24 protein-coding genes are annotated in these 21,844 nt (G+C 71.6%); 17 read left to right on the forward strand and 7 right to left on the reverse strand.

Annotated elements, in window-relative coordinates:
• Positions 1-9 precede the first annotated feature (9 nt).
• From ACFYQ5_RS13985 to ACFYQ5_RS13995, 3 genes are all read left to right on the forward strand, one after another.
• Complete coding sequence (locus ACFYQ5_RS13985) at positions 10-216, forward strand: acyl-CoA carboxylase epsilon subunit (RefSeq protein ID WP_389197282.1); 207 nt, start codon at positions 10-12, stop codon at positions 214-216.
• A gap of 70 nt (positions 217-286) precedes the next feature.
• Complete coding sequence (gene mmpB, locus ACFYQ5_RS13990) at positions 287-415, forward strand: morphogenic membrane protein MmpB (protein ID WP_099174806.1); 129 nt, start codon at positions 287-289, stop codon at positions 413-415.
• 28 nt (positions 416-443) lie between these two features.
• Complete coding sequence (locus tag ACFYQ5_RS13995; RefSeq protein WP_389197284.1) at positions 444-1,055, forward strand: nucleoside triphosphate pyrophosphatase; 612 nt, start codon at positions 444-446, stop codon at positions 1,053-1,055.
• Between the two features lie 9 nt (positions 1,056-1,064).
• On the opposite strand, the gene ACFYQ5_RS14000 is transcribed toward ACFYQ5_RS13995, so the two are convergent.
• Positions 1,065-1,505 (reverse strand): hypothetical protein, encoded by a 441-nt coding sequence (locus ACFYQ5_RS14000; RefSeq protein ID WP_389197286.1) that lies wholly within the window; start codon positions 1,503-1,505, stop codon positions 1,065-1,067.
• Positions 1,506-1,871: 366 nt separating this feature from the next.
• Between ACFYQ5_RS14000 and ACFYQ5_RS14005 the strand changes: the two genes are divergently transcribed.
• Both ACFYQ5_RS14005 and ACFYQ5_RS14010 read left to right on the forward strand, forming a co-directional pair.
• Complete coding sequence (locus ACFYQ5_RS14005; protein ID WP_389197287.1) at positions 1,872-3,626, forward strand: acetyl/propionyl/methylcrotonyl-CoA carboxylase subunit alpha; 1,755 nt, start codon at positions 1,872-1,874, stop codon at positions 3,624-3,626.
• 91 nt (positions 3,627-3,717) lie between these two features.
• A complete protein-coding gene (locus tag ACFYQ5_RS14010) occupies positions 3,718-4,338 on the forward strand; it encodes a TetR/AcrR family transcriptional regulator (protein ID WP_389197289.1) in 621 nt (206 codons plus the stop codon).
• Between the two features lie 44 nt (positions 4,339-4,382).
• Here ACFYQ5_RS14010 and ACFYQ5_RS14015 read toward each other — a convergent pair whose 3' ends face one another.
• Positions 4,383-5,351, reverse strand: coding sequence for a DeoR/GlpR family DNA-binding transcription regulator (locus ACFYQ5_RS14015; RefSeq protein WP_389197291.1), 969 nt, complete (start codon positions 5,349-5,351; stop codon positions 4,383-4,385).
• 122 nt (positions 5,352-5,473) lie between these two features.
• Entirely contained in the window at positions 5,474-6,913 is a 1,440-nt protein-coding gene (locus ACFYQ5_RS14020; RefSeq protein WP_389197293.1) for an NAD(P)H-quinone dehydrogenase, read from the reverse strand.
• A 252-nt stretch (positions 6,914-7,165) separates the two neighbouring features.
• On the opposite strand from ACFYQ5_RS14020, the gene ACFYQ5_RS14025 reads away from it, so the two are divergent.
• From ACFYQ5_RS14025 to ACFYQ5_RS14035, 3 genes are all read left to right on the forward strand, one after another.
• Positions 7,166-7,603 (forward strand): gamma-glutamylcyclotransferase, encoded by a 438-nt coding sequence (locus ACFYQ5_RS14025; RefSeq protein ID WP_031096722.1) that lies wholly within the window; start codon positions 7,166-7,168, stop codon positions 7,601-7,603.
• A gap of 106 nt (positions 7,604-7,709) precedes the next feature.
• Complete coding sequence (locus tag ACFYQ5_RS14030; protein ID WP_389197295.1) at positions 7,710-8,534, forward strand: purine-nucleoside phosphorylase; 825 nt, start codon at positions 7,710-7,712, stop codon at positions 8,532-8,534.
• 192 nt (positions 8,535-8,726) lie between these two features.
• Entirely contained in the window at positions 8,727-10,367 is a 1,641-nt protein-coding gene (locus ACFYQ5_RS14035) for a phospho-sugar mutase (protein WP_389197297.1), read from the forward strand.
• A 91-nt stretch (positions 10,368-10,458) separates the two neighbouring features.
• Here ACFYQ5_RS14035 and ACFYQ5_RS14040 read toward each other — a convergent pair whose 3' ends face one another.
• The gene (locus tag ACFYQ5_RS14040) at positions 10,459-11,097 is read right to left on the reverse strand and encodes a PH domain-containing protein (RefSeq protein WP_389197299.1); all 639 of its coding nucleotides are present in this window, start codon (positions 11,095-11,097) and stop codon (positions 10,459-10,461) included.
• Positions 11,098-11,221: 124 nt separating this feature from the next.
• On the opposite strand from ACFYQ5_RS14040, the gene deoC reads away from it, so the two are divergent.
• From deoC to ACFYQ5_RS14055, 3 genes are read left to right on the forward strand one after another with little or no spacing between them, the layout of a single operon-like run.
• Positions 11,222-12,169, forward strand: coding sequence for a deoxyribose-phosphate aldolase (deoC, locus tag ACFYQ5_RS14045; protein ID WP_389197484.1), 948 nt, complete (start codon positions 11,222-11,224; stop codon positions 12,167-12,169).
• 6 nt (positions 12,170-12,175) lie between these two features.
• A complete protein-coding gene (locus ACFYQ5_RS14050; RefSeq protein WP_389197301.1) occupies positions 12,176-13,612 on the forward strand; it encodes an aldehyde dehydrogenase family protein in 1,437 nt (478 codons plus the stop codon).
• Positions 13,605-14,525 (forward strand): aldehyde dehydrogenase family protein, encoded by a 921-nt coding sequence (locus ACFYQ5_RS14055; protein ID WP_389197303.1) that lies wholly within the window; start codon positions 13,605-13,607, stop codon positions 14,523-14,525. The genes ACFYQ5_RS14050 and ACFYQ5_RS14055 overlap by 8 nt, the downstream gene beginning before the upstream one ends.
• Positions 14,526-14,584: 59 nt before the next feature.
• Here the strand turns inward: ACFYQ5_RS14055 and ACFYQ5_RS14060 are convergent, their stop codons facing one another.
• Positions 14,585-15,001, reverse strand: a complete 417-nt coding sequence (locus ACFYQ5_RS14060; protein WP_389197305.1) for a hypothetical protein — start codon at positions 14,999-15,001, stop codon at positions 14,585-14,587.
• A gap of 63 nt (positions 15,002-15,064) precedes the next feature.
• On the opposite strand from ACFYQ5_RS14060, the gene ACFYQ5_RS14065 reads away from it, so the two are divergent.
• Positions 15,065-15,775: a uridine kinase gene (locus tag ACFYQ5_RS14065; protein WP_389197307.1), complete on the forward strand. Its 711-nt coding sequence runs from the start codon at positions 15,065-15,067 to the stop codon at positions 15,773-15,775.
• 968 nt (positions 15,776-16,743) lie between these two features.
• On the opposite strand, the gene ACFYQ5_RS14070 is transcribed toward ACFYQ5_RS14065, so the two are convergent.
• Positions 16,744-17,490, reverse strand: coding sequence for a SigE family RNA polymerase sigma factor (locus tag ACFYQ5_RS14070; protein ID WP_389197309.1), 747 nt, complete (start codon positions 17,488-17,490; stop codon positions 16,744-16,746).
• A 181-nt stretch (positions 17,491-17,671) separates the two neighbouring features.
• Between ACFYQ5_RS14070 and afsQ1 the strand changes: the two genes are divergently transcribed.
• From afsQ1 to ACFYQ5_RS14095, 5 genes are all read left to right on the forward strand, one after another.
• Complete coding sequence (afsQ1, locus tag ACFYQ5_RS14075) at positions 17,672-18,349, forward strand: two-component system response regulator AfsQ1 (protein ID WP_176724363.1); 678 nt, start codon at positions 17,672-17,674, stop codon at positions 18,347-18,349.
• Positions 18,346-19,878, forward strand: a complete 1,533-nt coding sequence (locus ACFYQ5_RS14080; RefSeq protein ID WP_389197311.1) for an ATP-binding protein — start codon at positions 18,346-18,348, stop codon at positions 19,876-19,878. The genes afsQ1 and ACFYQ5_RS14080 overlap by 4 nt, the downstream gene beginning before the upstream one ends.
• Positions 19,875-20,516, forward strand: a complete 642-nt coding sequence (locus tag ACFYQ5_RS14085) for a hypothetical protein (RefSeq protein WP_389197313.1) — start codon at positions 19,875-19,877, stop codon at positions 20,514-20,516. Before ACFYQ5_RS14080 ends, ACFYQ5_RS14085 begins: the two co-directional genes overlap by 4 nt.
• An 84-nt stretch (positions 20,517-20,600) precedes the next feature.
• On the forward strand, positions 20,601-21,185 hold the full coding sequence (locus ACFYQ5_RS14090) for a VanZ family protein (RefSeq protein ID WP_389197485.1): 585 nt from the start codon (positions 20,601-20,603) through the stop codon (positions 21,183-21,185).
• A 92-nt stretch (positions 21,186-21,277) separates the two neighbouring features.
• Positions 21,278-21,481, forward strand: a complete 204-nt coding sequence (locus tag ACFYQ5_RS14095; protein WP_359467139.1) for a PspC domain-containing protein — start codon at positions 21,278-21,280, stop codon at positions 21,479-21,481.
• Between the two features lie 29 nt (positions 21,482-21,510).
• Here ACFYQ5_RS14095 and ACFYQ5_RS14100 read toward each other — a convergent pair whose 3' ends face one another.
• Entirely contained in the window at positions 21,511-21,807 is a 297-nt protein-coding gene (locus ACFYQ5_RS14100; RefSeq protein ID WP_389197315.1) for a hypothetical protein, read from the reverse strand.
• Between the last annotated feature and the right edge of the window lie 37 nt (positions 21,808-21,844).

Genomic DNA, 21,844 nt, shown 5'->3' on the forward strand with positions numbered 1-21,844 from the left:
GGAGTCACCATGATCAAGGTCGTACGGGGCAATCCGACCCCGGAGGAGCTGGCCGCCGCCCTCGCGGTGGTCCGGGCGCGCGCGGCGGCGGTGGCCACCGTGCCGTCCGGTGCTCCGCTGCCGCGCGAGGAGTGGTCGGACCCGGGCAGGATCGCCCGCCGGGGCGCGCTGCGGCCGGGGCCCCGATCGTGGGCGCGGACGTACTGGCCCTCCTGAGGACCCGTCGAGCGGCGCTTGAGTACGCGTACTCAGGCGCCGCGGCCGTGGCCGGAGCACCATCGGAACCATGCTGTGGTCCGACCCCGAGAACAAGCCGCCGAAGGAACTGCGCGACGCCCAGGACATGATGCGTCGCGCGGGGCTGCTGCTCGCGCTGGCCATGGTCGTGGCGATGTTCGTGCTGGGCACCCGCTGAGGGTTTCCGCGTCCCGCCCCGCCCTACGATGGGCGGTATGACTGCTCAGCGCCGCCTCGTGCTCGCCTCCGCCTCCCCCGCCCGCCTCGGTCTCCTGCGCCAGGCGGGTTTCGCCCCCGAGGTGATCGTCAGCGGTGTGGACGAGGACGCGCTCACCGCTCCGACCCCGGGTGAGCTGGCGCTCGTCCTGGCCGAGGCGAAGGCCGCCGCGGTGGCCGCCCGCCCCGAGGCCGCGGGCGCGCTCGTCATCGGCTGCGACTCGGTGCTGGAACTGGACGGCGAGGCGCTCGGCAAGCCCGCCGACAGCGAGGAGGCCACCTCCCGCTGGAAGTCCATGCGCGGACGGTCGGGCGTCCTGCAGACGGGGCACAGCGTCATCGACACGGCCACCGGCCGCACGGCGTCGGCGACCGCGTCCACCGTCGTCACGTTCGGCGAGCCGACGGACGCCGAGGTGGCGGCCTACGTCGCCTCGGGTGAGCCGCTGCACGTCGCCGGGGCGTTCACCCTGGACGGCCGCTCGGCGCCGTTCGTCGAGTCGATCGAGGGCAGTCACGGCAACGTCATCGGGCTCTCACTGCCGCTGCTGCGCCGGCTGCTCGGCGAACTGGGCGTCTCCGTCACCGACTTGTGGGTCTGAGCGGCGCCGTCACACCGGCGCCGGAGCCTGCTCGGCGCCGGCCTTCCCCGCTTCCGGTTCACGCCGGTCGTACGCCACCAGGGTCAGCACGATCAGGGCCAGGACGACCATCAGGAACGCGAAGGCCGCCCAGCCGATCAGCCCCACCGCGAACGCGCCCAGCACCCCGTGGACGACCGCGCACGCGATGAGGGCGATCCTGGCGAAGCGGCCCGGGGCCCGGTCGCGTATCCCGGCCAGCAGCGGGATCAGCCCGCAGAGCACCAGCAGGACACCGGAGACCCCGCCCATCACCCAGGTACCGGTGACCATGGCGTCCGGATCCATCCCGGCCAGGGACATGCTCTGGTTTCCGGCGACGGTCGCGAGGACACCGTTGACGATGACGATGCCCACGGCCTCCACGAACAGAACGATCGCGGTCACGAAGGCCACTGGTCTGCGCACCACGGCGCCACCCCCTGTTACCTGTAGTACGTGCGAGTAGCGCGGACCCTACTAACCAGTAATGGTTCGGACAAGGGGTGGCGTACGAACGGATCCGTTACGCGCGGCGCGGCAAAGATTCCCTCGGCCGTTCGTAGGGACTCCACAAAGAAACGCCGCGCGGCGTTGACCGTCCGAACAGAGACTTGGGCCACACTTCGTGGCTACTGTGCGGTGGAGGATCCCGGCGTACCGTGGTGCGACAAGGGATTTCGCGACTCGAGTAAGCCTCGGATCACACTCCGTGTGGGCAAGTTCACTATTGGGGACGGGTCGTACGGCCGTGTCGGTAGTCCCTAAACTCAGCTTGTTCTCAAGGAGGGAGTCATCGTGCGCAAGGTGCTCATCGCCAACCGTGGCGAAATCGCTGTCCGTGTTGCTCGGGCTTGCCGGGATGCCGGAATCGGGAGCGTAGCCGTCTACGCCGATCCGGACCGGGATGCCCTGCATGTGCGCGCGGCCGACGAGGCGTTCGCTCTGGGCGGTGACACTCCGGCCGCCAGTTATCTGGACATGGCCAAGGTGCTCCAGGCCGCGAAGGATTCGGGAGCGGACGCGATCCACCCCGGTTACGGCTTCCTGTCGGAGAACGCGGAGTTCGCCCAGGCCGTGCTCGACGCGGGTCTGACGTGGATCGGGCCGCCGCCGCAGGCGATCCGGGACCTCGGCGACAAGGTCGCGGCCCGGCACATCGCGCAGCGCGCGGGTGCCCCGCTGGTGGCCGGCACACCGGACCCGGTGTCGGGGTCGGCCGAGGTCGTGGAGTTCGCCGAGAAGAACGGCCTGCCGATCGCGATCAAGGCGGCCTTCGGCGGTGGCGGGCGCGGACTCAAGGTGGCCCGCACGCTGGAGGAGATCCCCGAGCTGTACGACTCGGCGGTCCGTGAGGCCGTGGCGGCGTTCGGCCGGGGCGAGTGCTTCGTGGAGCGCTACCTGGACAAGCCGCGGCACGTGGAGACCCAGTGCCTGGCCGACTCCCACGGCAACGTCGTGGTCGTGTCCACCCGTGACTGCTCGCTCCAGCGCCGCCATCAGAAGCTGGTCGAGGAGGCTCCGGCCCCCTTCCTGTCCGAGGCGCAGAACGCGGAGCTGTACGCCGCGTCGAAGGCGATCCTGAAGGAAGCCGGCTACGTCGGCGCCGGCACGGTCGAGTTCCTCGTCGGTGTGGACGGCACGATCTCCTTCCTGGAGGTCAACACCCGTCTCCAGGTCGAGCACCCGGTCACCGAGGAGGTCACCGGTATCGACCTCGTCCGCGAGATGTTCCGCATCGCCGACGGCGAGGAGCTCGGCTACGGCGACCCTGCCGTGCGCGGGCACTCCTTCGAGTTCCGGATCAACGGTGAGGACCCGGGCCGTGGCTTCCTGCCCGCCCCCGGCACCGTCACCCTGTTCGCCCCGCCGACCGGCCCCGGCGTCCGTCTGGACGCGGGTGTCGAGTCCGGCAGTGTCATCGGTCCGGCGTGGGACTCGCTGCTGGCCAAGCTGATCGTGACCGGTGCGACCCGTGAGCAGGCGCTGCAGCGCGCCGGGCGCGCGCTGGCGGAGTTCCAGGTGGAGGGCATGGCGACCGCCATCCCGTTCCACCGTGCGGTCGTGGCCGACCCGGCGTTCACCGCGGACCCGTTCCGGGTCCACACCCGGTGGATCGAGACGGAGTTCGTCAACGAGATCAAGCCGTTCGCCGCGCCCGCGGACGCGGAGGCGGACGAGGAGTCCGGCCGCGAGACCGTCGTCGTCGAGGTCGGCGGCAAGCGCCTGGAGGTCTCGCTGCCCTCCTCGCTCGGCATGAGCCTGGCGCGTACGGGCCTGGCGGCCGGTGCGAAGCCCAAGCGCCGCGCGGTGAAGAAGACCGGCTCCGCCGCCTCCGGCGACACCCTCGCCTCCCCCATGCAGGGCACGATCGTCAAGATCGCGGTCGAGGAGGGCCAGGAGGTCAAGGAAGGCGACCTCGTCGTCGTCCTCGAAGCCATGAAGATGGAACAGCCGCTCAACGCCCACCGCTCCGGCACCGTCAAGGGCCTGGCCGCGGAGGTCGGCACCTCGGTGTCGTCCGGCGCCGCGATCTGCGAGATCAAGGACTGAGTCCGCGTTCTTCCCGCACTGGGGGCCCGGCACCTGCCGGGCCCCCAGTGGCATCCTTGGGACGCGGAGCGGACACCAGGAGGACAGGGCGATGGCGATGAGCACGGCACCGACACCGGCCCGGCCGATGCGCGCCGACGCGCGCCGCAACTACGACCGGCTGCTGAGCGAGGCCCGTACGTCCTTCGCCGCGCAGGGCACGGACGCCTCTCTGGAGGACATCGCCCGGCGGGCGGGCGTCGGCATCGGCACGCTCTACCGGCACTTCCCGAACCGCCAGGCCCTGATGAACGCGGTGTTCCAGGAAGCCCTGACCGCCCTGCTCGCCCGCTCCCGCGAACTGGCGCAGGACGACCAGCCGTGCAGCGCGCTGGTGGAGTGGCTGGGTGCGATCGTCACTCATGCGGGTGAGTACCGCGGTCTGGCACAAGCACTCATGTCGGCTTCGGGGGACGAGACTTCGGCACTGACGTCCTGCCATGTGCCGCTGCGTCAGGCCGGGGCGCGGCTACTGACGCGCGCGCAGTCGAGCGGCTCGGTGCGGGCGGATGTGTCGATCGACGACCTGCTGCAGCTGACGAACGCGATCGCGCTGGCCGCGGAGCAGACCCCGGCCGACCCCGCCCTGGCCGACCGCCTGCTGCGACTGACACTCCGCGGCCTGAAGGCCGACCCGGCCGGCCATACGCCGTCGGGCCCTTCCGCCGGCTGAGGGCGCCTTTCCTGACCCCGCCCGGCGGCCGCCGCCGGGCCCCCTTACCGGCGACGTAGATCCGCGACCCGTCCCACCGGCCCCTCCGCCAGCGCGGCGGCGCTCCGCAGCTGCGGGCCGAGTCCTCCCGGCCCGCCGTGGCCGCCCTGGGTACGGCGTTGGCCCGGCAGCGGCAACTCCTGCCGGGCCTGCCGCCCGGGCGGCAGGCCGTCACCGGCCGCGGAGTCCGCATCGGGCCCCGCCACCGTGATCTCCACGCCCTGGTCGGCCAGGGCCTGCAGCTCCGTGGCGGCACGCTCGTCGTGGGCCGGCGGAACGTCCGTCACCAGACGGGTGATCAACTCCGTCGGCACCGTCTGGAACATGGTGTCGGAGCCGAGCTTCGTGTGGTCCGCCAGGACCACCACCTCGGCCGCGGCCTGCACCAGTGCGCGGTCCACGCTCGCCGAGAGCATGTTGGACGTGGACAGACCGCGCTCCGCGGTCAGCCCGCTGCCGGAGAGGAAGGCCCGGCTCACCCGCAGCCCCTGGAGGGACTGCTCGGCACCGCTGCCGACCAGCGCGTAGTTACTCCCGCGCAGGGTGCCGCCCGTCATCACCACTTCCACGCGGTTGGCATGGGCCAACGCCTGGGCGACCAGCAGCGAGTTGGTGACCACGGTCAGGCCCGGCACCCGCGCGAGCCGGCGGGCCAGCTCCTGCGTGGTCGTTCCGGCGCCGACCACGATGGCCTCGCCCTCACCGACCAGACCGGCCGCCAGATCGGCGATGGCCGTTTTCTCCGCGGTGGAGCGATGGGATTTCTGCGGAAAGCCGGACTCCCGCGTAAAACCGCCCGGCAAGACCGCACCGCCGTGCCGACGGTCGAGGAGTCCTTCTGCCTCCAGGGCCCGCACGTCCCGCCGTACGGTCACTTCGGAGGTCTGGACGACGCGGGCGAGCTCACGGAGCGATACCGCCCCGTTGGCGCGCACCATTTCGAGGATCAATTGACGACGTTCTGCAGCGAACACGAAACTGACAGTAACCTGACCGTAGGTTGCTTTTCAGCAGTTTGCGCCGAATAGCAGAAGTTGTACACAGGCGGGGCCCCTTGGTGATATAGGGGCCCCGCCGTCGTGACGAACCGTCGGTACTACGCCTCGCCCGCGCTCTTACGGGTGTGCAACTGCCGGGCCACTTCGGCGATCGAGCCGGACAGCGACGGGTACACGGTGAACGCCTTGGCGATCTGCTCCACCGTCAGGTTGTTGTCGACGGCGAGCGAGATCGGGTGGATCAGCTCGCTGGCCCGCGGCGCGACGACACAGCCGCCGACCACGATGCCCGTACCGGGCCGGCAGAGGATCTTGACGAAGCCGTCCCGGATGCCCTGCATCTTGGCGCGCGGGTTGCGCAGCAACGGCAGCTTCACGACACGGGCGTCGATCTTGCCGGAGTCGACGTCGGCCTGGCTGTAACCCACGGTGGCGATCTCGGGGTCGGTGAAGACGTTCGCGGAGACCGTCTTCAGGTTCAGCGGAGCCACCGCGTCGCCGAGGAAGTGGTACATGGCGATCCGGCCCTGCATCGCCGCGACCGAGGCCAGGGCGAAGATCCCGGTGACGTCACCGGCCGCGTACACGCCGGGGGCGCTGGTGCGGGAGACCCGGTCGGTCCGGATGTGCCCGGAGTCCTTGAGCTGCACCCCGGACTCCTCCAGGCCCATGCCCGCGGTGTTGGGGATCGCGCCGACCGCCATCAGACAGTGCGTGCCGGAGATGACGCGGCCGTCGGCCAGCGTGACCTCGACACGGTCGCCGACGCGCTTGGCGGACTGGGCCCGGGAACGGGCCATGACGTTCATGCCGCGGCGCCGGAAGACGTCCTCCAGGACGGCGGCGGCGTCCGGGTCCTCGCCAGGGAGCACCCGGTCACGGGAGGAGACGAGGGTCACGCGCGAGCCGAGCGCCTGGTAGGCGCCGGCGAACTCGGCGCCGGTGACGCCGGAGCCGACCACGATGAGCTCCTCGGGGAGCTCGTCCAGGTCGTAGACCTGGGTCCAGTTGAGGATGCGCTCACCGTCGGGCTGCGCGTCCGGGATCTCCCGGGGGTGGCCGCCGGTCGCGATCAGCACCGCGTCGGCGGTGAGCCGCTCCTCGGTGCCGTCGGCAGCGGTCACCACGACCTGGCGGGACCCGTCGGCGGCCTGGAGGCCGTCCAGCCGGCCACGGCCGCGCATGACCCTGGCACCCGCGCGGGTGACGGAGGCGGTGATGTCGTGGGACTGGGCGAGCGCGAGGCGCTTGACCCGTCGGTTGACCTTGCCGAGATCGACCCCGACCACCCTGGCGGCCTGCTCCACGTGCGGGGTGTCGTCGGCGACGATGATGCCGAGTTCCTCGTAGGAGGAGTCGAAGGTGGTCATCACCTCGGCCGTCGCGATCAAGGTCTTGGAGGGCACGCAGTCGGTGAGGACCGACGCGCCGCCGAGGCCGTCGCAGTCGACGACGGTCACCTCCGCGCCGAGCTGGGCGCCGACCAGTGCCGCCTCGTAGCCGCCGGGGCCGCCGCCGATGATCACGATCCGGGTCACGAAATGTCCGCCTCGCGTGGTGTCATCCCACGGCCGTCTGCCGCCCCGGCCGGGGGTCCGGGGGATCGCCCCGGCGTATGCAGTACGTAATTCATTGTCCCGCACGCGCCAAGCTGCTTCGCCCCGGGGCCCTCCATACGGGAACGCCCCTGGCCGGGGCGGGACCTCCACCCCTCCGCGCACCCCCCTCGACCGGGGTCTTTCCTCGCCGGAACCGCCACGCTCCCCGCCGCCTCCCGTACCCTCGACCCCATGTCGCTCTACGCCGCGTACGCCGGCAACCTCGACGCGCGGCTGATGACGCGCCGCGCACCGCACTCCCCGCTGCGCAGCACGGGCTGGCTCAACGGCTGGCGGCTGACGTTCGGCGGGGAGCAGATGGGCTGGGAGGGCGCGCTGGCCACGGTGGTGGAGGCGCCCCGTTCGCAGGTGTTCGTCGCGCTGTACGACCTGGCGCCGATGGACGAGGACTCCATGGACCGCTGGGAGGGTGTCGGCCTCGACATCTACCGGCGCATGCGGGTGCGGGTGCACACGCTGGACGGCGAGGAACCGGCCTGGATGTACGTCCTCAACGGCTACGAGGGCGGGCTGCCCTCGGCCCGCTACCTGGGCGAGGTGGCGGACGCCGCCGAGTCCGCGGGCGCGCCGCACGACTACGTGATGAACCTCCGCAAGCACCCTTGCTGAGCAAGGGGCCCCGGGGCCCCTTTTGTATGAAGGTACGAACACGACCGGCCAGACTCTCCGGGGTCACATCTACGCGCGTAGGGATTCAGCGGTTACCCTCATCCGCGTGAACGCATCTGTTATTCCGGACCAGATCCAGGGCGACCCGCACGCCGCCGCCGCCGACGCCGCCGCCCGCCTGCGCGAGCTGACCGGCGCCGAGACCCACGACGTCGCTCTCGTGATGGGCTCCGGGTGGGCCCCCGCCGGCGATGCGCTCGGCGTCCCGGAAGCCGAGTTCCCGGTCACCGCACTGCCCGGATTCCCGGCCCCGGCCGTGGAGGGCCACGGCGGCACGGTTCGCTCGTACCGGATCGGCGAGAAGCGCGCCCTGGTCTTCCTGGGCCGCACGCACCACTACGAGGGCCGCGGCGTCGCCGCCGTCGCGCACGGCGTCCGTACGGCCGTCGCGGCGGGCTGCGGGACCGTCATCCTGACGAACGGCTGCGGAGGTCTGCGCGAGGGCATGCGCCCCGGCCAGCCGGTCCTCATCAGCGACCACATCAACCTCACGGCGACGTCGCCGATCGTGGGCGCGAACTTCATCGACCTGACCGACCTGTACTCGCCCCGCCTGCGCGCGCTCTGCAAGGAGATCGACGGGACGCTCGAAGAGGGCGTGTACGTGCAGTTCCCGGGCCCGCACTACGAGACCCCGGCCGAGATCAACATGGTCCGCGTCATGGGCGGTGACCTGGTCGGCATGTCCACCGTCCTGGAGGCCATCGCGGCACGGGAGGCGGGCGCGGAGGTGCTGGGCATCTCCCTGGTCACGAACCTCGCGGCGGGACTGAGCGGCGAACCCCTCAACCACGAGGAGGTCCTCCAGGCCGGCCGCGACTCGGCGACCCGGATGGGCGCGCTGCTGGCGCGGGTCCTGGACCGGATCTGAGCGGCACCGGCCCGGCGTGATCAGCCTGGCCGGTCCTTGAGGCACTGACCGGCCACATCAAGCCCCGCCGGCGTTCGAGGCGCCGGGGGTCCGGGGGCAGAGCCCCCGGCAGCCCCGCACAGCGGCCCCGTCCCGGCCCCCACCCGCACCCGCACCCGCACCCGCACCCGCACCCGCAGAAAGGCGGACACCGTGCAGCAGGACCTCATCACGCAGGCCAGGGCCTGGCTCGCCGAGGACCCGGACCCCGAGACCCGCGCGGAGCTCGCCGGACTCATCGACGCCGGTGACCTCGCCGCGCTCGCCGACCGCTTCGCGGGCACGCTCCAGTTCGGCACGGCGGGCCTGCGCGGGGAGATCGGCGCCGGACCGATGCGGATGAACCGCTCCGTCGTCATCCGCGCCGCCGCCGGACTCGCGGCGTACCTGAAGGCGGAGGGGCAGAGCGGCGGCCTCGTCGTCATCGGCTACGACGCCCGCTACAGGTCCGCCGACTTCGCCCGCGACACCGCGGCCGTGATGACCGGAGCGGGCCTGCGCGCGGCCGTGCTCCCCCGCCCGCTGCCGACCCCCGTCCTCGCGTACGCCATACGGCACCTGGGGGCCGTCGCCGGCGTGGAGGTCACGGCCAGCCACAACCCGCCGCGCGACAACGGCTACAAGGTCTACCTCGGCGACGGCTCGCAGATCGTGCCCCCGGCCGACGCGCAGATCGCCGCGGCGATCGCGGCGGTCGGCCCGCTCGACGGCGTACCGCGCCCGGAGTCGGGCTGGGAGACCCTCGGCGACGAGGTCCTGGCCTCCTATCTCGCGCGTACGGACGCCGTCCTCGGCGCCGGTTCGCCGCGCACCGCCCGGACCGTCTACACCGCGATGCACGGCGTCGGCACCTCCGTCCTGACGGCCGCCTTCGCCCGGGCCGGCTTCCCCGAGCCCGTGCTGGTGACCGAACAGGCGGACCCCGACCCCGCGTTCCCCACCGTCGCCTTCCCCAACCCGGAAGAGCCCGGCGCCATGGATCTCGCGTTCGCGACCGCGCGCCGGGCCCGCCCGGACATCGTCATCGCCAACGACCCGGACGCCGACCGCTGCGCCGTCGCGGTGCCGGACCCCTCGGCCGAGGGCGGCTGGCGGATGCTGCGCGGCGACGAGGTCGGCGCGCTGCTCGCCGCGCACCTGGTGAACCGGGGCGTCAGCGGCGTGTTCGCCGAGTCGATCGTGTCGTCGTCCCTGCTGGGCCGGATCGCGGGCAAGGCGGGCCTCGGCTACGAGGAGACGCTGACGGGCTTCAAGTGGATCGCCCGCGTCGACGGCCTGCGCTACGGGTACGAGGAGGCGCTGGGCTACTGCGTGGACCCGGAAGGGGTGCGCGACAAGGACGGCATCACGGCCGCGCTGCTGATCGCCGAACTCGCCTCCGTACTTAAGGAGAAGGGCCGCACCCTCCTCGACCTGCTCGACGACCTCGCGCTCGAACACGGCCTGCACGCCACGGACCAGCTGTCGGTCCGGGTCGAGGACCTGACGGTCATCGCGGACGCCATGCGGCGCCTGCGCGAGACCCCCCCGACCGCCCTGGCGGGCCTCCCCGTCACCTCGGCCGAGGACCTGTCCCAGGGCACGGACTCCCTGCCGCCCACCGACGGCCTGCGCTACCACCTGACGGGCGCCCGGGTGATCGTCCGCCCGAGCGGCACCGAGCCCAAGCTGAAGTGCTACCTGGAGGTCGTGGTCCCGGTAGCCGACGCGGCCGGGCTCCCCGAGGCGCGTGCGAAGGGCGCGGAACTGCTGGCGGGCATCAAGCGGGACCTGGCGGAGGCCGCGGGAATCTGACGACGCCGCGCACCGGCTGAGCGCGCCCCCGCACAACCGCGCGTTTCCGTCACCCGCCCCGACGCCATGGCGGAACAGCGGATCCGGAGACTCAGCCGATCGCCAGCAGCACCACGAGCAGCACCGCACCGACCACGGCAGGGGCGATCACCTCGTAGGCCCAGCGCACCGACGCGGTGGTCGTGCCCTGTTCCTCGCGGTGACCGGCACGCTCGGCGAGCTCCCGCAGGTCCTCCACCGTCCGGTCGGCGGCAGCCGCGCGGGCCTGGGTGTCGCGGACGTCGGCGCTCGCGGAGGTCCGGCCGTACGGGTCGTCGGTGGCCTGCCGGGTGGCCTTCCTGGCCGCGCGCTTGCGCTCGCGCAGCGAGACGGGGACCGCCCACAGCTGGTACTTCGCACCGCTGTGGGTGAAGATCTCGCTCGAGTACGCGGCGCGCACGGTGGAGACGTCCGTCCAGGGCAGCACGACCGTGCGGAACGGGTTGCGGATCCGGATGCGTTCCTCGTCGGCGAACACGGCCGGCCGCAGCGTGAACGCCACGATCAGCGGGATCACCGTCAGCAGCGAGGCCAGCGCCAGCCACGGCACCCAGCCGGCGCCCCGGACCACCGCGTCGCCGCCGATCCAGCCGACCAGCAGGATCAGCAGAACGCCGCCGACCAGCCCGGCGCCCGACCGGAAGGTCCGGTCGGCGTGGGCGGGCTCGGCGGGGGGTGTGGGGCTCGTCATGTCTCGATTCTGCCTGAAGCGGCGCCCGGGACGAGGGCCCCCCTCGCCCGGCCCGTGGAAGACCCGGGACGGAGAGGGGCCCTGTACAGGTCGCTACGCGCGTAGATATGCTCATGTGGTGACCATGCCCACCTCTGCTCCCGCATTCTCCGACGCGACGGCGTCCGACAGTGCGCTGCGCCGCTTCCTGCACGGGCTGCCCGGCGTCGACACCGTCGGCCTCGAAGCGCGCGCCGCCTCCCTCGGTACCCGTTCGATCAAGACGACCGCCAAGGCGTACGCCATCGATCTCGCCATCTCGATGATCGACCTGACGACGCTGGAAGGCGCGGACACCCCGGGCAAGGTCCGGGCTCTCGCCGCCAAGGCGGTCCACCCCGACCCCACCGACCGCACGACCCCGCGCACCGCGGCCGTCTGCGTCTACCCCGACATGGCGGCGACCGCCGTCGCCGCGCTGGCCGGCTCCGAGGTGAAGGTCGCGTCCGTCGCGACGGCCTTCCCCGCCGGACGTGCCGCGCTGGACGTCAAGCTCGCGGACGTCCGCGACGCCGTGGCGGCCGGGGCCGACGAGATCGACATGGTGATCGACCGCGGCGCCTTCCTCTCCGGCCACTACCTCAAGGTCTACGAGGAGATCACCGCCGTGAAGGCCGAGTGCGGCTCCGCACGGCTCAAGGTGATCTTCGAGACCGGCGAGCTGTCCACGTACGACAACATCCGGCGGGCCTCCTGGCTCGGGATGCTGGCGGGCGCGGACTTCATCAAGACCTCGACGGGCAAGGTCGCCACCAACGCCACCCCGGCGAACACCCTGCTGATGCTGGAGGCCGTGCGCGACTTCCGTGAGCAGACGGGTGTACAGGTCGGCGTGAAGCCCGCGGGCGGCATCCGCACGACCAAGGACGCGATCAAGTTCCTCGTCCTGGTGAACGAGACCGCAGGCGAGGACTGGCTGGACAACCACTGGTTCCGCTTCGGCGCCTCCAGCCTGCTGAACGACCTGCTGATGCAGCGCCAGAAGCTCAGCACCGGCCGTTACTCCGGCCCCGATTACGTGACGGTGGACTGATACGCCATGGCATCCGCATTCGACTACGCACCGGCTCCGGAGTCCCGCTCCGTCGTCGACATCGCCCCCTCGTACGGCCTGTTCATCGACGGCGAGTTCGCCGAGGCGGCCGACGGCAAGGTCTTCAAGACGGTCAGCCCGTCCACCGAGGAGGTGCTCTCCGAGGTCGCGCGCGCGGGCGCCGAGGACGTGGACCGCGCCGTGAAGGCGGCTCGCAGGGCCTTCGAGAAGTGGTCGGCGCTGCCCGGCTCCGAGCGCGCCACGTACCTGTTCCGTATCGCCCGGATCATCCAGGAGCGCTCGCGCGAGCTGGCCGTCCTGGAGACCCTGGACAACGGCAAGCCGATCCGGGAGACCCGCGACGCGGACCTCCCCCTGGTCGCCGCGCACTTCTTCTACTACGCGGGCTGGGCCGACAAGCTCGACCACGCGGGCTACGGGGCGAACCCGCGTCCGCTGGGCGTGGCCGGTCAGATCATCCCGTGGAACTTCCCGCTGCTGATGCTGGCCTGGAAGATCGCCCCGGCGCTCGCCACCGGCAACACGGTCGTGCTGAAGCCGGCCGAGACCACTCCGCTGTCCGCGCTGTTCTTCGCCGACATCTGCCGCCAGGCCGGGCTCCCCAAGGGCGTCGTCAACATCCTCACGGGGTACGGCGACGCGGGCTCGGCCCTGGTCGAGCACCCGGACGTGAACAAGGTCGCCTTCACCGGCTCCACCGCCGTCGGCAAGGCCATCGCCCGGCAGATCGCCGGTACGGACAAGAAGGCCACGCTCGAACTGGGCGGCAAGGGCGCCAACATCGTCTTCGACGACGCCCCCGTCGACCAGGCCGTCGAGGGCATCGTCACCGGCATCTTCTTCAACCAGGGCCAGGTCTGCTGCGCGGGCTCGCGGCTCCTCGTACAGGAGTCCGTGCACGACGAGGTGCTGCACGCCCTCAAGCGCCGGCTGTCCACGCTCCGGCTCGGCGATCCGCTGGACAAGAACACCGACATCGGCGCGATCAACTCCGCGGAGCAGCTCTCCCGGATCAGCGCGCTCGTCGGGACGGGCGAGGCCGAGGGCGCCGAGCGCTGGTCGGCGCCCTGCGAACTGCCCTCCGCCGGTTACTGGTTCGCGCCGACGCTCTTCACCGGTGTCACCCAGGCGCACACCGTCGCCCGCGACGAGATCTTCGGTCCGGTGCTGTCGGTGCTGACCTTCCGTACGCCGGACGAGGCGGTCGCGAAGGCCAACAACAGCCAGTACGGCCTCTCGGCGGGCATCTGGACGGAGAAGGGCTCCCGCATCCTCGCGGTGGCGAACAAGCTCCGCGCCGGCGTGGTGTGGGCCAACACGTTCAACAAGTTCGACCCGACCTCGCCGTTCGGCGGATACAAGGAGTCGGGCCACGGCCGCGAGGGCGGCCGTCACGGTCTGGAGGCCTACCTCGATGTCTGACGGGCGACTGAGCGTCTTCAAGACCTACAAGCTGTACGTCGGGGGCAAGTTCCCCCGCTCCGAGAGCGGCCGGGTGTACGAGGTGACGGCGAAGAAATCAGCCACTGCCGCGGCGGGCAAGGGCAGGTGGCTGGCGAACGCCCCGCAGTCCTCCCGCAAGGACGCGCGGGACGCGGTCGTGGCCGCGCGCAAGGCGTTCGGCGGCTGGTCGGGGGCGACGGCGTACAACCGCGGGCAGGTCCTCTACCGCGCCGCCGAGATGCTGGAGGGCCGCAGGGAGCAGTTCGTCCGCGAGGTGGCGGACGCCGAGGGGCTGTCGAAGTCCAAGGCGGCCGCCGTCGTCGACGCGGCGGTCGACCGCTGGGTCTGGTACGCGGGCTGGACGGACAAGATCGGCCAGGTCGTGGGCGGGGCGAATCCGGTCGCGGGCCCGTTCTTCAACCTGTCCACCCCGGAACCGACCGGTGTGGTCGCGGTTCTGGCTCCTCAGGAGTCGTCGTTCCTGGGCCTCGTCTCGGTGGTCGCCCCGGTGATCGCCACGGGCAACACGGCGGTCGTCATCGCCTCGGCCGACGCGCCGCTCCCCGCGCTCTCACTGGGCGAGGTCCTGGCGACCTCCGACCTGCCCGGCGGTGTGGTGAACATCCTGTCGGGGAAGACGGCGGAGCTCGCCGCCCCGCTGGCGTCCCACCAGGACGTCAACGCCATCGACCTCACGGGAGCCGACGCCGCTCTGGCCAAGGAACTGGAGATCGCGGCGGCGGACAACCTGAAGCGGGTCCTCCGCCCACAGGCTGTGGACGACGTGGACTGGCCGGCCGATCCCGGCACGCACCGCCTGACGGCCTTCCTGGAGACCAAGACGGTCTGGCACCCCACGGGTGCGCTGGGGGCCTCCGGCTCCTCGTACTGACCTCCGGCACACCGGGTGGGGCCGCCTTCCGGGCGGCCCCACCCGCGCGCGTACGACGGTCAGCCGGTGACGAGGCCGGTCGCCTCACCGGCCACGGGCAGGTCGCCGAGCGCCGCGCCGCTGGTCAGCGGGTCGGTGACCAGCGCCGTGGTCACGGGCTTGAAGTCGGCGACCTGGGTGCCCACCGCGTTGTCCAGCGGGTCCACGCCCGTCCCGGCCAGCGGGTCGAGCTGGAGGTCCGTGGCGGGCTTGACGGCCCCCACGAGGCCGTAACCGAGCGCGCTGGTCAGCGCGGGCGCCGCCGCGTCGCCGACCGCCCCCAGGGTGCTGTCCGCGCCGGTCGCGGGCGGGACGGGCAGCGGCGCGGCCTGGGCGGCCGCACCTCCCGCACCGAGCGCCGCGCCCAGCGCGGTGAGAGTCAGACCGGCACGCAGCAGAGCGCGTTTCCGGGGCTTGGACAGTGCATGACGTGCCATTTTTTCCCACCTGATCGGGATGTGTCGGGTAATCGTCCGTGTGCGCAGAGTAGTTGAGGTGTGATGCTCGATACCAACAGGACCTCCGGGGGGTCCCCTACGCGGGTCAATGCCTCACACTTCTGTTCTGTGAGTTCCCAACCGATCCCCACGCGCGTCGTGCTCCTCGCCGGTCCGTCCGGCTCCGGCAAGTCGTCCCTCGCGGCCCGCAGCGGCCTCCCGGTGCTACGCCTGGACGACTTCTACAAAGAGGGAAACGATCCGACCCTGCCGCGGGTCACCGGCAGCGCGGACATCGACTGGGACTCGGCGCTGTCCTGGGACGCGGACGGCGCGGTCGCGGCCGTAGCGGAGCTGTGCCGCACCGGGCGTACGTCCGTTCCCTTGTACGACATATCCACGAGCTCGCGGTCGGGCCGCGAGACGCTCGACATCGAACGCACGCCCCTCTTCGTCGCCGAGGGCATCTTCGCGGCGGACATCGTGGAGCGCTGCCAGGAGCTGGGCCTGCTCGCGGACGCGCTGTGCCTGCGCGGCCGGCCGTCGACGACGTTCCGCCGGCGCCTGGTGCGGGACCTGCGGGAGGGCCGGAAGTCGGTGCCGTTCCTGCTCCGGCGCGGCTGGCGCCTGATGCGCGCCGAACGGCGCATCGTGGCCCGCCAGACGGCGCTGGGCGCGTACCCCTGCGCCAAACAGGAGGCCCTGGGCCGCCTGGCCGCCGCGGCGGCGGGACGCTGCCGCCGGGCGAGCGTGGGGGCCCCGGTCACGGAGTAGGACCGGGCACCCGCTCCGCTCAGCCGGTGGGGGCCACGCAGCCGAAGGCCTTGGCAGCGGCCGTCACCTTCCCGGAAACCTCTCAGCGCCCGGACGGCCACACCGTCGAGGTTGCCCAGGGTCCACGCACTGTGTGCGGGGAACGAGCTCAGCATCTCCCCGGTGCTGTCCGGTTCGATCGCCGCGAGCCCCTCGGCTGCCTGCCGCGTCATCGCGTCCCGAATCGCGGCGTAGCCGGCGGGATCCCACGTCGGCTGGGACGGCAGTCCATACCTCACGTATGCGACAGGCGTCAGTCCCATGCTCTGCCGCAGGTCGGCTCCGTACTCCGCGAGCGCCTCCGCCAGGGGCAGCCTCAGTCCGGCATCCAGCTCGCCTTCGGTTTCGTCGAGACTGGCTGCCACCGCGAGGAGCACGTCCTTCATCGCCTGCGCCTGCCCCGGAGAATGCTCTCCCGGAACCTTTTCCGCAGTGACGGCCTCCACCGCCGAACCCAGACCGGCGCAGGTCATCTCCCTGCCATAGCGGTCATCCAGCGCCGGATGGGGGACGGCGGCGGGCCCTGGAGCCCGAGTCCGGGGACGGCACTCTCGTCGGTGAAATAGCCGAACACACCCTCAGCTTGTGACCGTGTCGCAGCCGAAGGTCTTGGCGGCGGCCTCCATGAAGGGAGCGAAGTATGCGTCCCGAGACGGGGGCTTCGTCACCCGCACTCCGAGTGAGAAGCCCAGGCTAGCAAGGCCTGATGTGTCGCCCCCGGGCACACGGGCAGCGGGGCCGTGCAGGACCCCCCGGCCCGCACGACCCCGCTGTGTTCTCCCCCGTGAACCCGCGCCTCCCCCGAAGCGACGGGCCGTTCTCCCCCGTTGTTCCCCCGAGTCCCCTCGGCCCCCGTCTTCTACCGCTCCCCCGTGCCCCCGGTACTTCCCCCGTGGCCCCCGTCTCCCCCGAGACGGAGGGCCCGCCCCTCAGGCCACCAGCTCGCCGAAGGACTCCTCCTCGTCACGGCCGAAGCTGAGGACCTCGTCCTCGCGCAGCCGGCGGAGGGACCGCCAGATGCTCGACTTCACCGTGCCGACACTGATGTCGAGGATGGACGCGATCTCGGGGTCCGTGCGGCCCTCGTAGTAGCGGAGCACCAGCATCGTGCGCTGGAGTTCCGGCAGCCGCGCGAGCGCCTGCCAGAGCACCGCCCGCAGTTCCGTGCCCCGCATCGCGTCCGTGTCGCCCACCGTCTCCGGCAGCTCCTCGGTCGGGTATTCGTTGAGCTTGCGCCTGCGCCACGCGCTGATGTGCAGGTTGGTCATGGTGCGGCGGAGGTATCCGCCGACCGCCGCCTTGTCGCTGATCCTGTCCCACGCCCGGTACGTCGAGAAGAGGGCACTCTGCAGCAGGTCCTCGGCCTCGAACCGGTCGCCGGTCAGGTGATAGGCGGTTGCGTACAGGGAGGCACGGCGCTCCTTGACGTAGGCGGTGAACACCGCTTCGGCGTCCTCCGCCCGCTCCAGGGGCTTCCGCTCCCCCGAGGCCTCCCCGTACGCGCTTCCCCCGTTTTCCCCCGTGGACGCGTCAACCATCGTCAGGTGCGACGCGTGCTGACGCCCGGCGCCACGAACGCACCCCCGTACCCCGGCGCCGGACTTCTCCTGACTCCGCCCGACGTCGTGAAGGCGCGTGACAACTGCGCTTGAGGTGGTGCTGTGCAGTGCGTTCATCTGGCGCCCCCCATCGGTGGAGTCCGGTCGTTCCGTGTGACAACGAGCTTGCCGGGGCAGTTTCATGACCCTGTCCCTCGACTGTCACAGGCCTGTCACAGTGCATGTCGGGGACCAAGTCGGCGGATCAAGTCGGGGGGTTTGTCGAAACGTGGCACAACCATGGGCCAGAATGGCCCCCGTGCCTTTCCTGTTGCTGATCGAGGACGATGACGCCATCCGCACGGCCCTCGAACTCTCCCTGTCACGCCAGGGCCACCGTGTGGCCACCGCGGCGACGGGAGAGGACGGCCTGGAGCTGCTGAGGGAGCAGCGGCCTGACCTGGTCGTGCTGGATGTGATGCTGCCCGGGATCGACGGTTTCGAGGTCTGCCGCCGCATCCGCCGCACCGACCAGCTGCCGATCATTCTGCTGACCGCGCGCAGCGACGACATCGACGTCGTGGTGGGACTGGAGTCCGGCGCGGACGACTACGTCGTGAAACCCGTACAGGGCCGGGTGCTCGACGCCCGTATCCGCGCGGTCCTGCGCCGCGGGGAGAGGGAGTCCACCGACTCGGCGACGTTCGGGAGTGTCGTCATCGACCGTTCGGCGATGACCGTCACGAAGAACGGGGAGGACCTGCAGCTCACGCCGACCGAGCTGCGGCTCCTGCTCGAACTGAGCCGCCGGCCGGGACAGGCCCTGTCCCGGCAGCAGTTGCTGCGCCTCGTCTGGGAGCACGACTACCTCGGTGACTCACGGCTGGTGGACGCCTGCGTGCAGCGGCTCCGGGCGAAGGTGGAGGACGTGCCGTCCTCGCCGACCCTGATCCGTACCGTGCGTGGTGTGGGCTACAGACTGGACACGCCTCAGTGAGCGATTCCGCGAAGCGCTCCATACTCGCGGGTCTTCGCTGGACCAGCCTGCGACTGCGGCTTCTGATCGTGTTCGCGCTGGTGGCCCTGACGGCGGCGGTGTCCGCGTCGGGCATCGCGTACTGGCTCAACCGTGAGGCCGTCCTGACGCGTACGCAGGACACGGCGCTCGGCGACTTCCGCCGCCAGATGCAGAACCGGGCGGCCTCGTTGCCGTTGCAGCCGACGGCGGACGAACTGCGGGACGCCGCCGAGCAGATGGCCAGCAGCGGCCCCGGCTATCACGTGCTGCTGATCGGGACCAAGGATGGCAAACCGGTCACCGGTTCCTCCGACCTCGACTCCTTCACCAAGGCCGACGTGCCCGCCTCGCTGCAGAAGCAGGTGAACAAGAAGCAGCCGCTGACGTCGACCAACACCTTTGAGTACCACCTGTTCTGGCAGCGGACGACCCGGGGCAACACCCCCCACCTGGTGGCCGGGACGAAGATCATCGGTGGTGGGCCCGCCGGATACATGCTGCAGTCGCTCGACCAGGAGCGCGAGGACCTCAATTCGCTGGCGTGGTCCCTGGGGATCGCCACCGCGCTGGCCCTCGTGGGTTCGGCCCTCCTCGCCCAGGCCGCGGCGACGACCGTGCTGCGCCCGGTGCAGCGGCTCGGCGACGCGGCCCGCAAGCTCGGCGAGGGCAAGCTCGACACCCGTCTCGTGGTCTCCGGCACCGATGAACTCGCCGATCTCTCCCGCACGTTCAACAAGGCCGCGATCTCCTTGGAGAAGAAGGTCGCGGACATGAGCGCGCGGGAGGAGTCCAGCCGCCGGTTCGTCGCCGACATGTCGCACGAACTGCGCACCCCGCTGACCGCGATCACGGCGGTCGCCGAGGTGCTGGAGGACGAGGCGGACAACCTGGACCCGATGATCGCCCCGGCCGTGCACCTGGTGGTGAGCGAGACCCGGCGGCTGAACGACCTGGTCGAGAACCTCATGGAAGTCACCCGCTTCGACGCCGGTACGGCCCGCCTCGTCCTGGACACGGTCGATGTCGCCGACCAGGTGACCGCCTGCATCGACGCCCGTGCCTGGCTGGACGCGGTCGACCTGGACGCGGAGCGCGGCATCATGGTGCGACTGGATCCGCGCCGGCTCGACGTGATCCTGGCGAATCTCATCGGCAACGCCCTCAAGCACGGCGGATCACCGGTGCGGGTGTCCGTACGGACCGACGAGGACGAGTTGGTCATCGAGGTGCGCGACCACGGTCCGGGCATCCCCGAAGAGGTTCTGCCCCATGTGTTCGACCGCTTCTACAAGGCGAGTGCCTCCCGCCCGCGCTCCGAAGGCAGCGGACTCGGCCTGTCCATCGCGGTGGAGAACGCGCACATCCACGGCGGCGACATCACGGCCTCGAACCTCCCGGACGGCGAGGGCGCGGTGTTCGTGCTGCGGCTCCCGCGCGACGCGGAGGCACTGACCGGCGCCCCGGACGACGACGACCCGGACCGGAACGAGAAGGGCGACGCGAAGTGAAGCGCAGCGAGCGGGCGTACGGGTGCGGGCTCCGGCTGCGGCGCCCCGGCCGGGCCGTCGCCGTGCTGGCCGCAGTGGCGGCCTGTGCGGCGCTGGCGTCGGGCTGCGGCATCCGCAGCACCTCGGTGCCGGTCGACGCCGGGGCGGCGCCGTCGCGGATGCCGTGCCGGACCGCGTCGGCCGGGGCGACCGCGCCGGCGGAGAGCGTCTCCGTGCGGATCTATCTGGTCTGCGCCTCGCAGCTGGTGACGGTGGAACGCACGGTCGAGGTCGACGAGTCGCGGTTCGACGCCCTCCGGACCGCGCAGGCACTCCTGAACGAGCTGCAGCGGGAACCTGACGCCGACGAGCGGCGCGCCGGCATCTCCACCGACGTACCGGTGGCGCTGAGGGTCGCCGACGCCCGGAAGGGCGACCCGGAGGGCACGCTGCGCCTCAGCGAGCAGCCGGACGACCTGCCGGCGGAGGCGCTCGCGCAGGTGGTGTGCTCGTACGCGGAGAGCGAGTCGATCGGCTCCGGGGCTTCGGTGCTGCTCGGCGGGCCGGGGAATTACGCCCCGCGGGGCTATCTGTGTACGACGGAGACGAAGAGCCGGCCCGGCGAGGTGCCCACACTGGGCGCGGTCGAGCTGTCCTGAGGGGCCGGTCCCCGGGCCCGTGCCGCTCGTCACAGGGCCTTCCCCGCACCAGGCGGAACCGATCCTGCCGGTCGTGGCGTCTTGGTGCACGTGCGTCACAGTTCGGACGGCCAGGCCGTCATCCGCTTCCGCGCGGCGGGGGTAGTCCTCCTGCTCGCGCATCTTCTGTTCGTCGGCTGGCTGACGCTGCGCCCGCTGGACGTGCCCTGGGTGACGGCCGCGAACTTCCAGCCGTTCGCCGGGATCAGGGCGGATCTGGCCCTGGGCCCGGCCGAGGCGGTGCGCCGTATCGGTGCGGGCCTGCTGCTCCTGGCACCCCTGGGCATACTGATGCCGATGGCCGGCGGCAGGCTGCTGGTCTCCCCCTGGGCCTCGCTGGCCCGTACGGTCGCGGCCGGGGCGCTGATCTCGATGGCCATCGAGCTGGCGCAGACGGGGGTGCCGGGCCAGGTCGTCGACGTCGACTCGCTGCTGCTGAACACCTCGGGCGTGGCGCTGGCCCATCTGCTGGTCGTCCCGCTGTCACGGTCCCGGCTGCGCCGGGGCAACCGGGCGGGGGCCGGTGACCTGTCCCGGATCGGGAACGGGGTCCGCCTGGCCCGGGGCGAGGCCTACCCGGCCTCTCAGGGGTCGACCCCGACGATTACCAGGGTCGGTATCGCACCGTAGAGCGATGCTTTGTACCCCTTCGCGGAGCCACTATGGAGGTACCGGGAGCACGACGGAGCTGCTTCCCGCAACGGTTCGCGAAGGAGCCCACCATGGCCGCACTTGTCCGCCCCCGTGAGGGACGCATGATCGGTGGGGTGTGCGCAGCGCTGGCACGGCGCTTCGGCACCTCCGCAGGCACGATGCGCGTCATCTTCCTCGTGTCGTGTCTGCTCCCCGGCCCTCAGTTCCTGCTCTACCTGGCGCTGTGGATGCTGCTGCCGTCGGAGAAGAGCCCGGCCGCGACGGCCTGGTGACCATCAGGACCACATGCGTGTGCGGTGATTCAGCCGGCGAGCGGCAGGGAGCCGGTCAGGCCGCCGGCGGGCATGCCGCCGAGCAGGTTGGTGCCGGGCGCCGAGAGGTCGCTGCCGCCGCGCTGCTGCTGGTCGAGCACTCCGCCGGCCGCCTTCTGCGCGGCGGGCAGCGCGTCGACGGCGGAGTCGAGCGCGACACCGGCGGGCAGGGTGCCGGCCAGGGCGTCGACGGGCACGGAGACGGCGGAGGCACTGCCCGCGCCGGCGGCGGCGAAAGCGGCGCCGAGAGCGGCGACACCGAGGATCCTGACAGCAGACTGCTTCATGTGAAATTCATCCTTGGGGAAGGGAATGTGAGCGGCT

The sequence above is a fragment of the Streptomyces sp. NPDC005794 genome (genome assembly GCF_042871445.1).
In the GTDB taxonomy this organism is placed as follows: Bacteria; Actinomycetota; Actinomycetes; order Streptomycetales; family Streptomycetaceae; genus Streptomyces.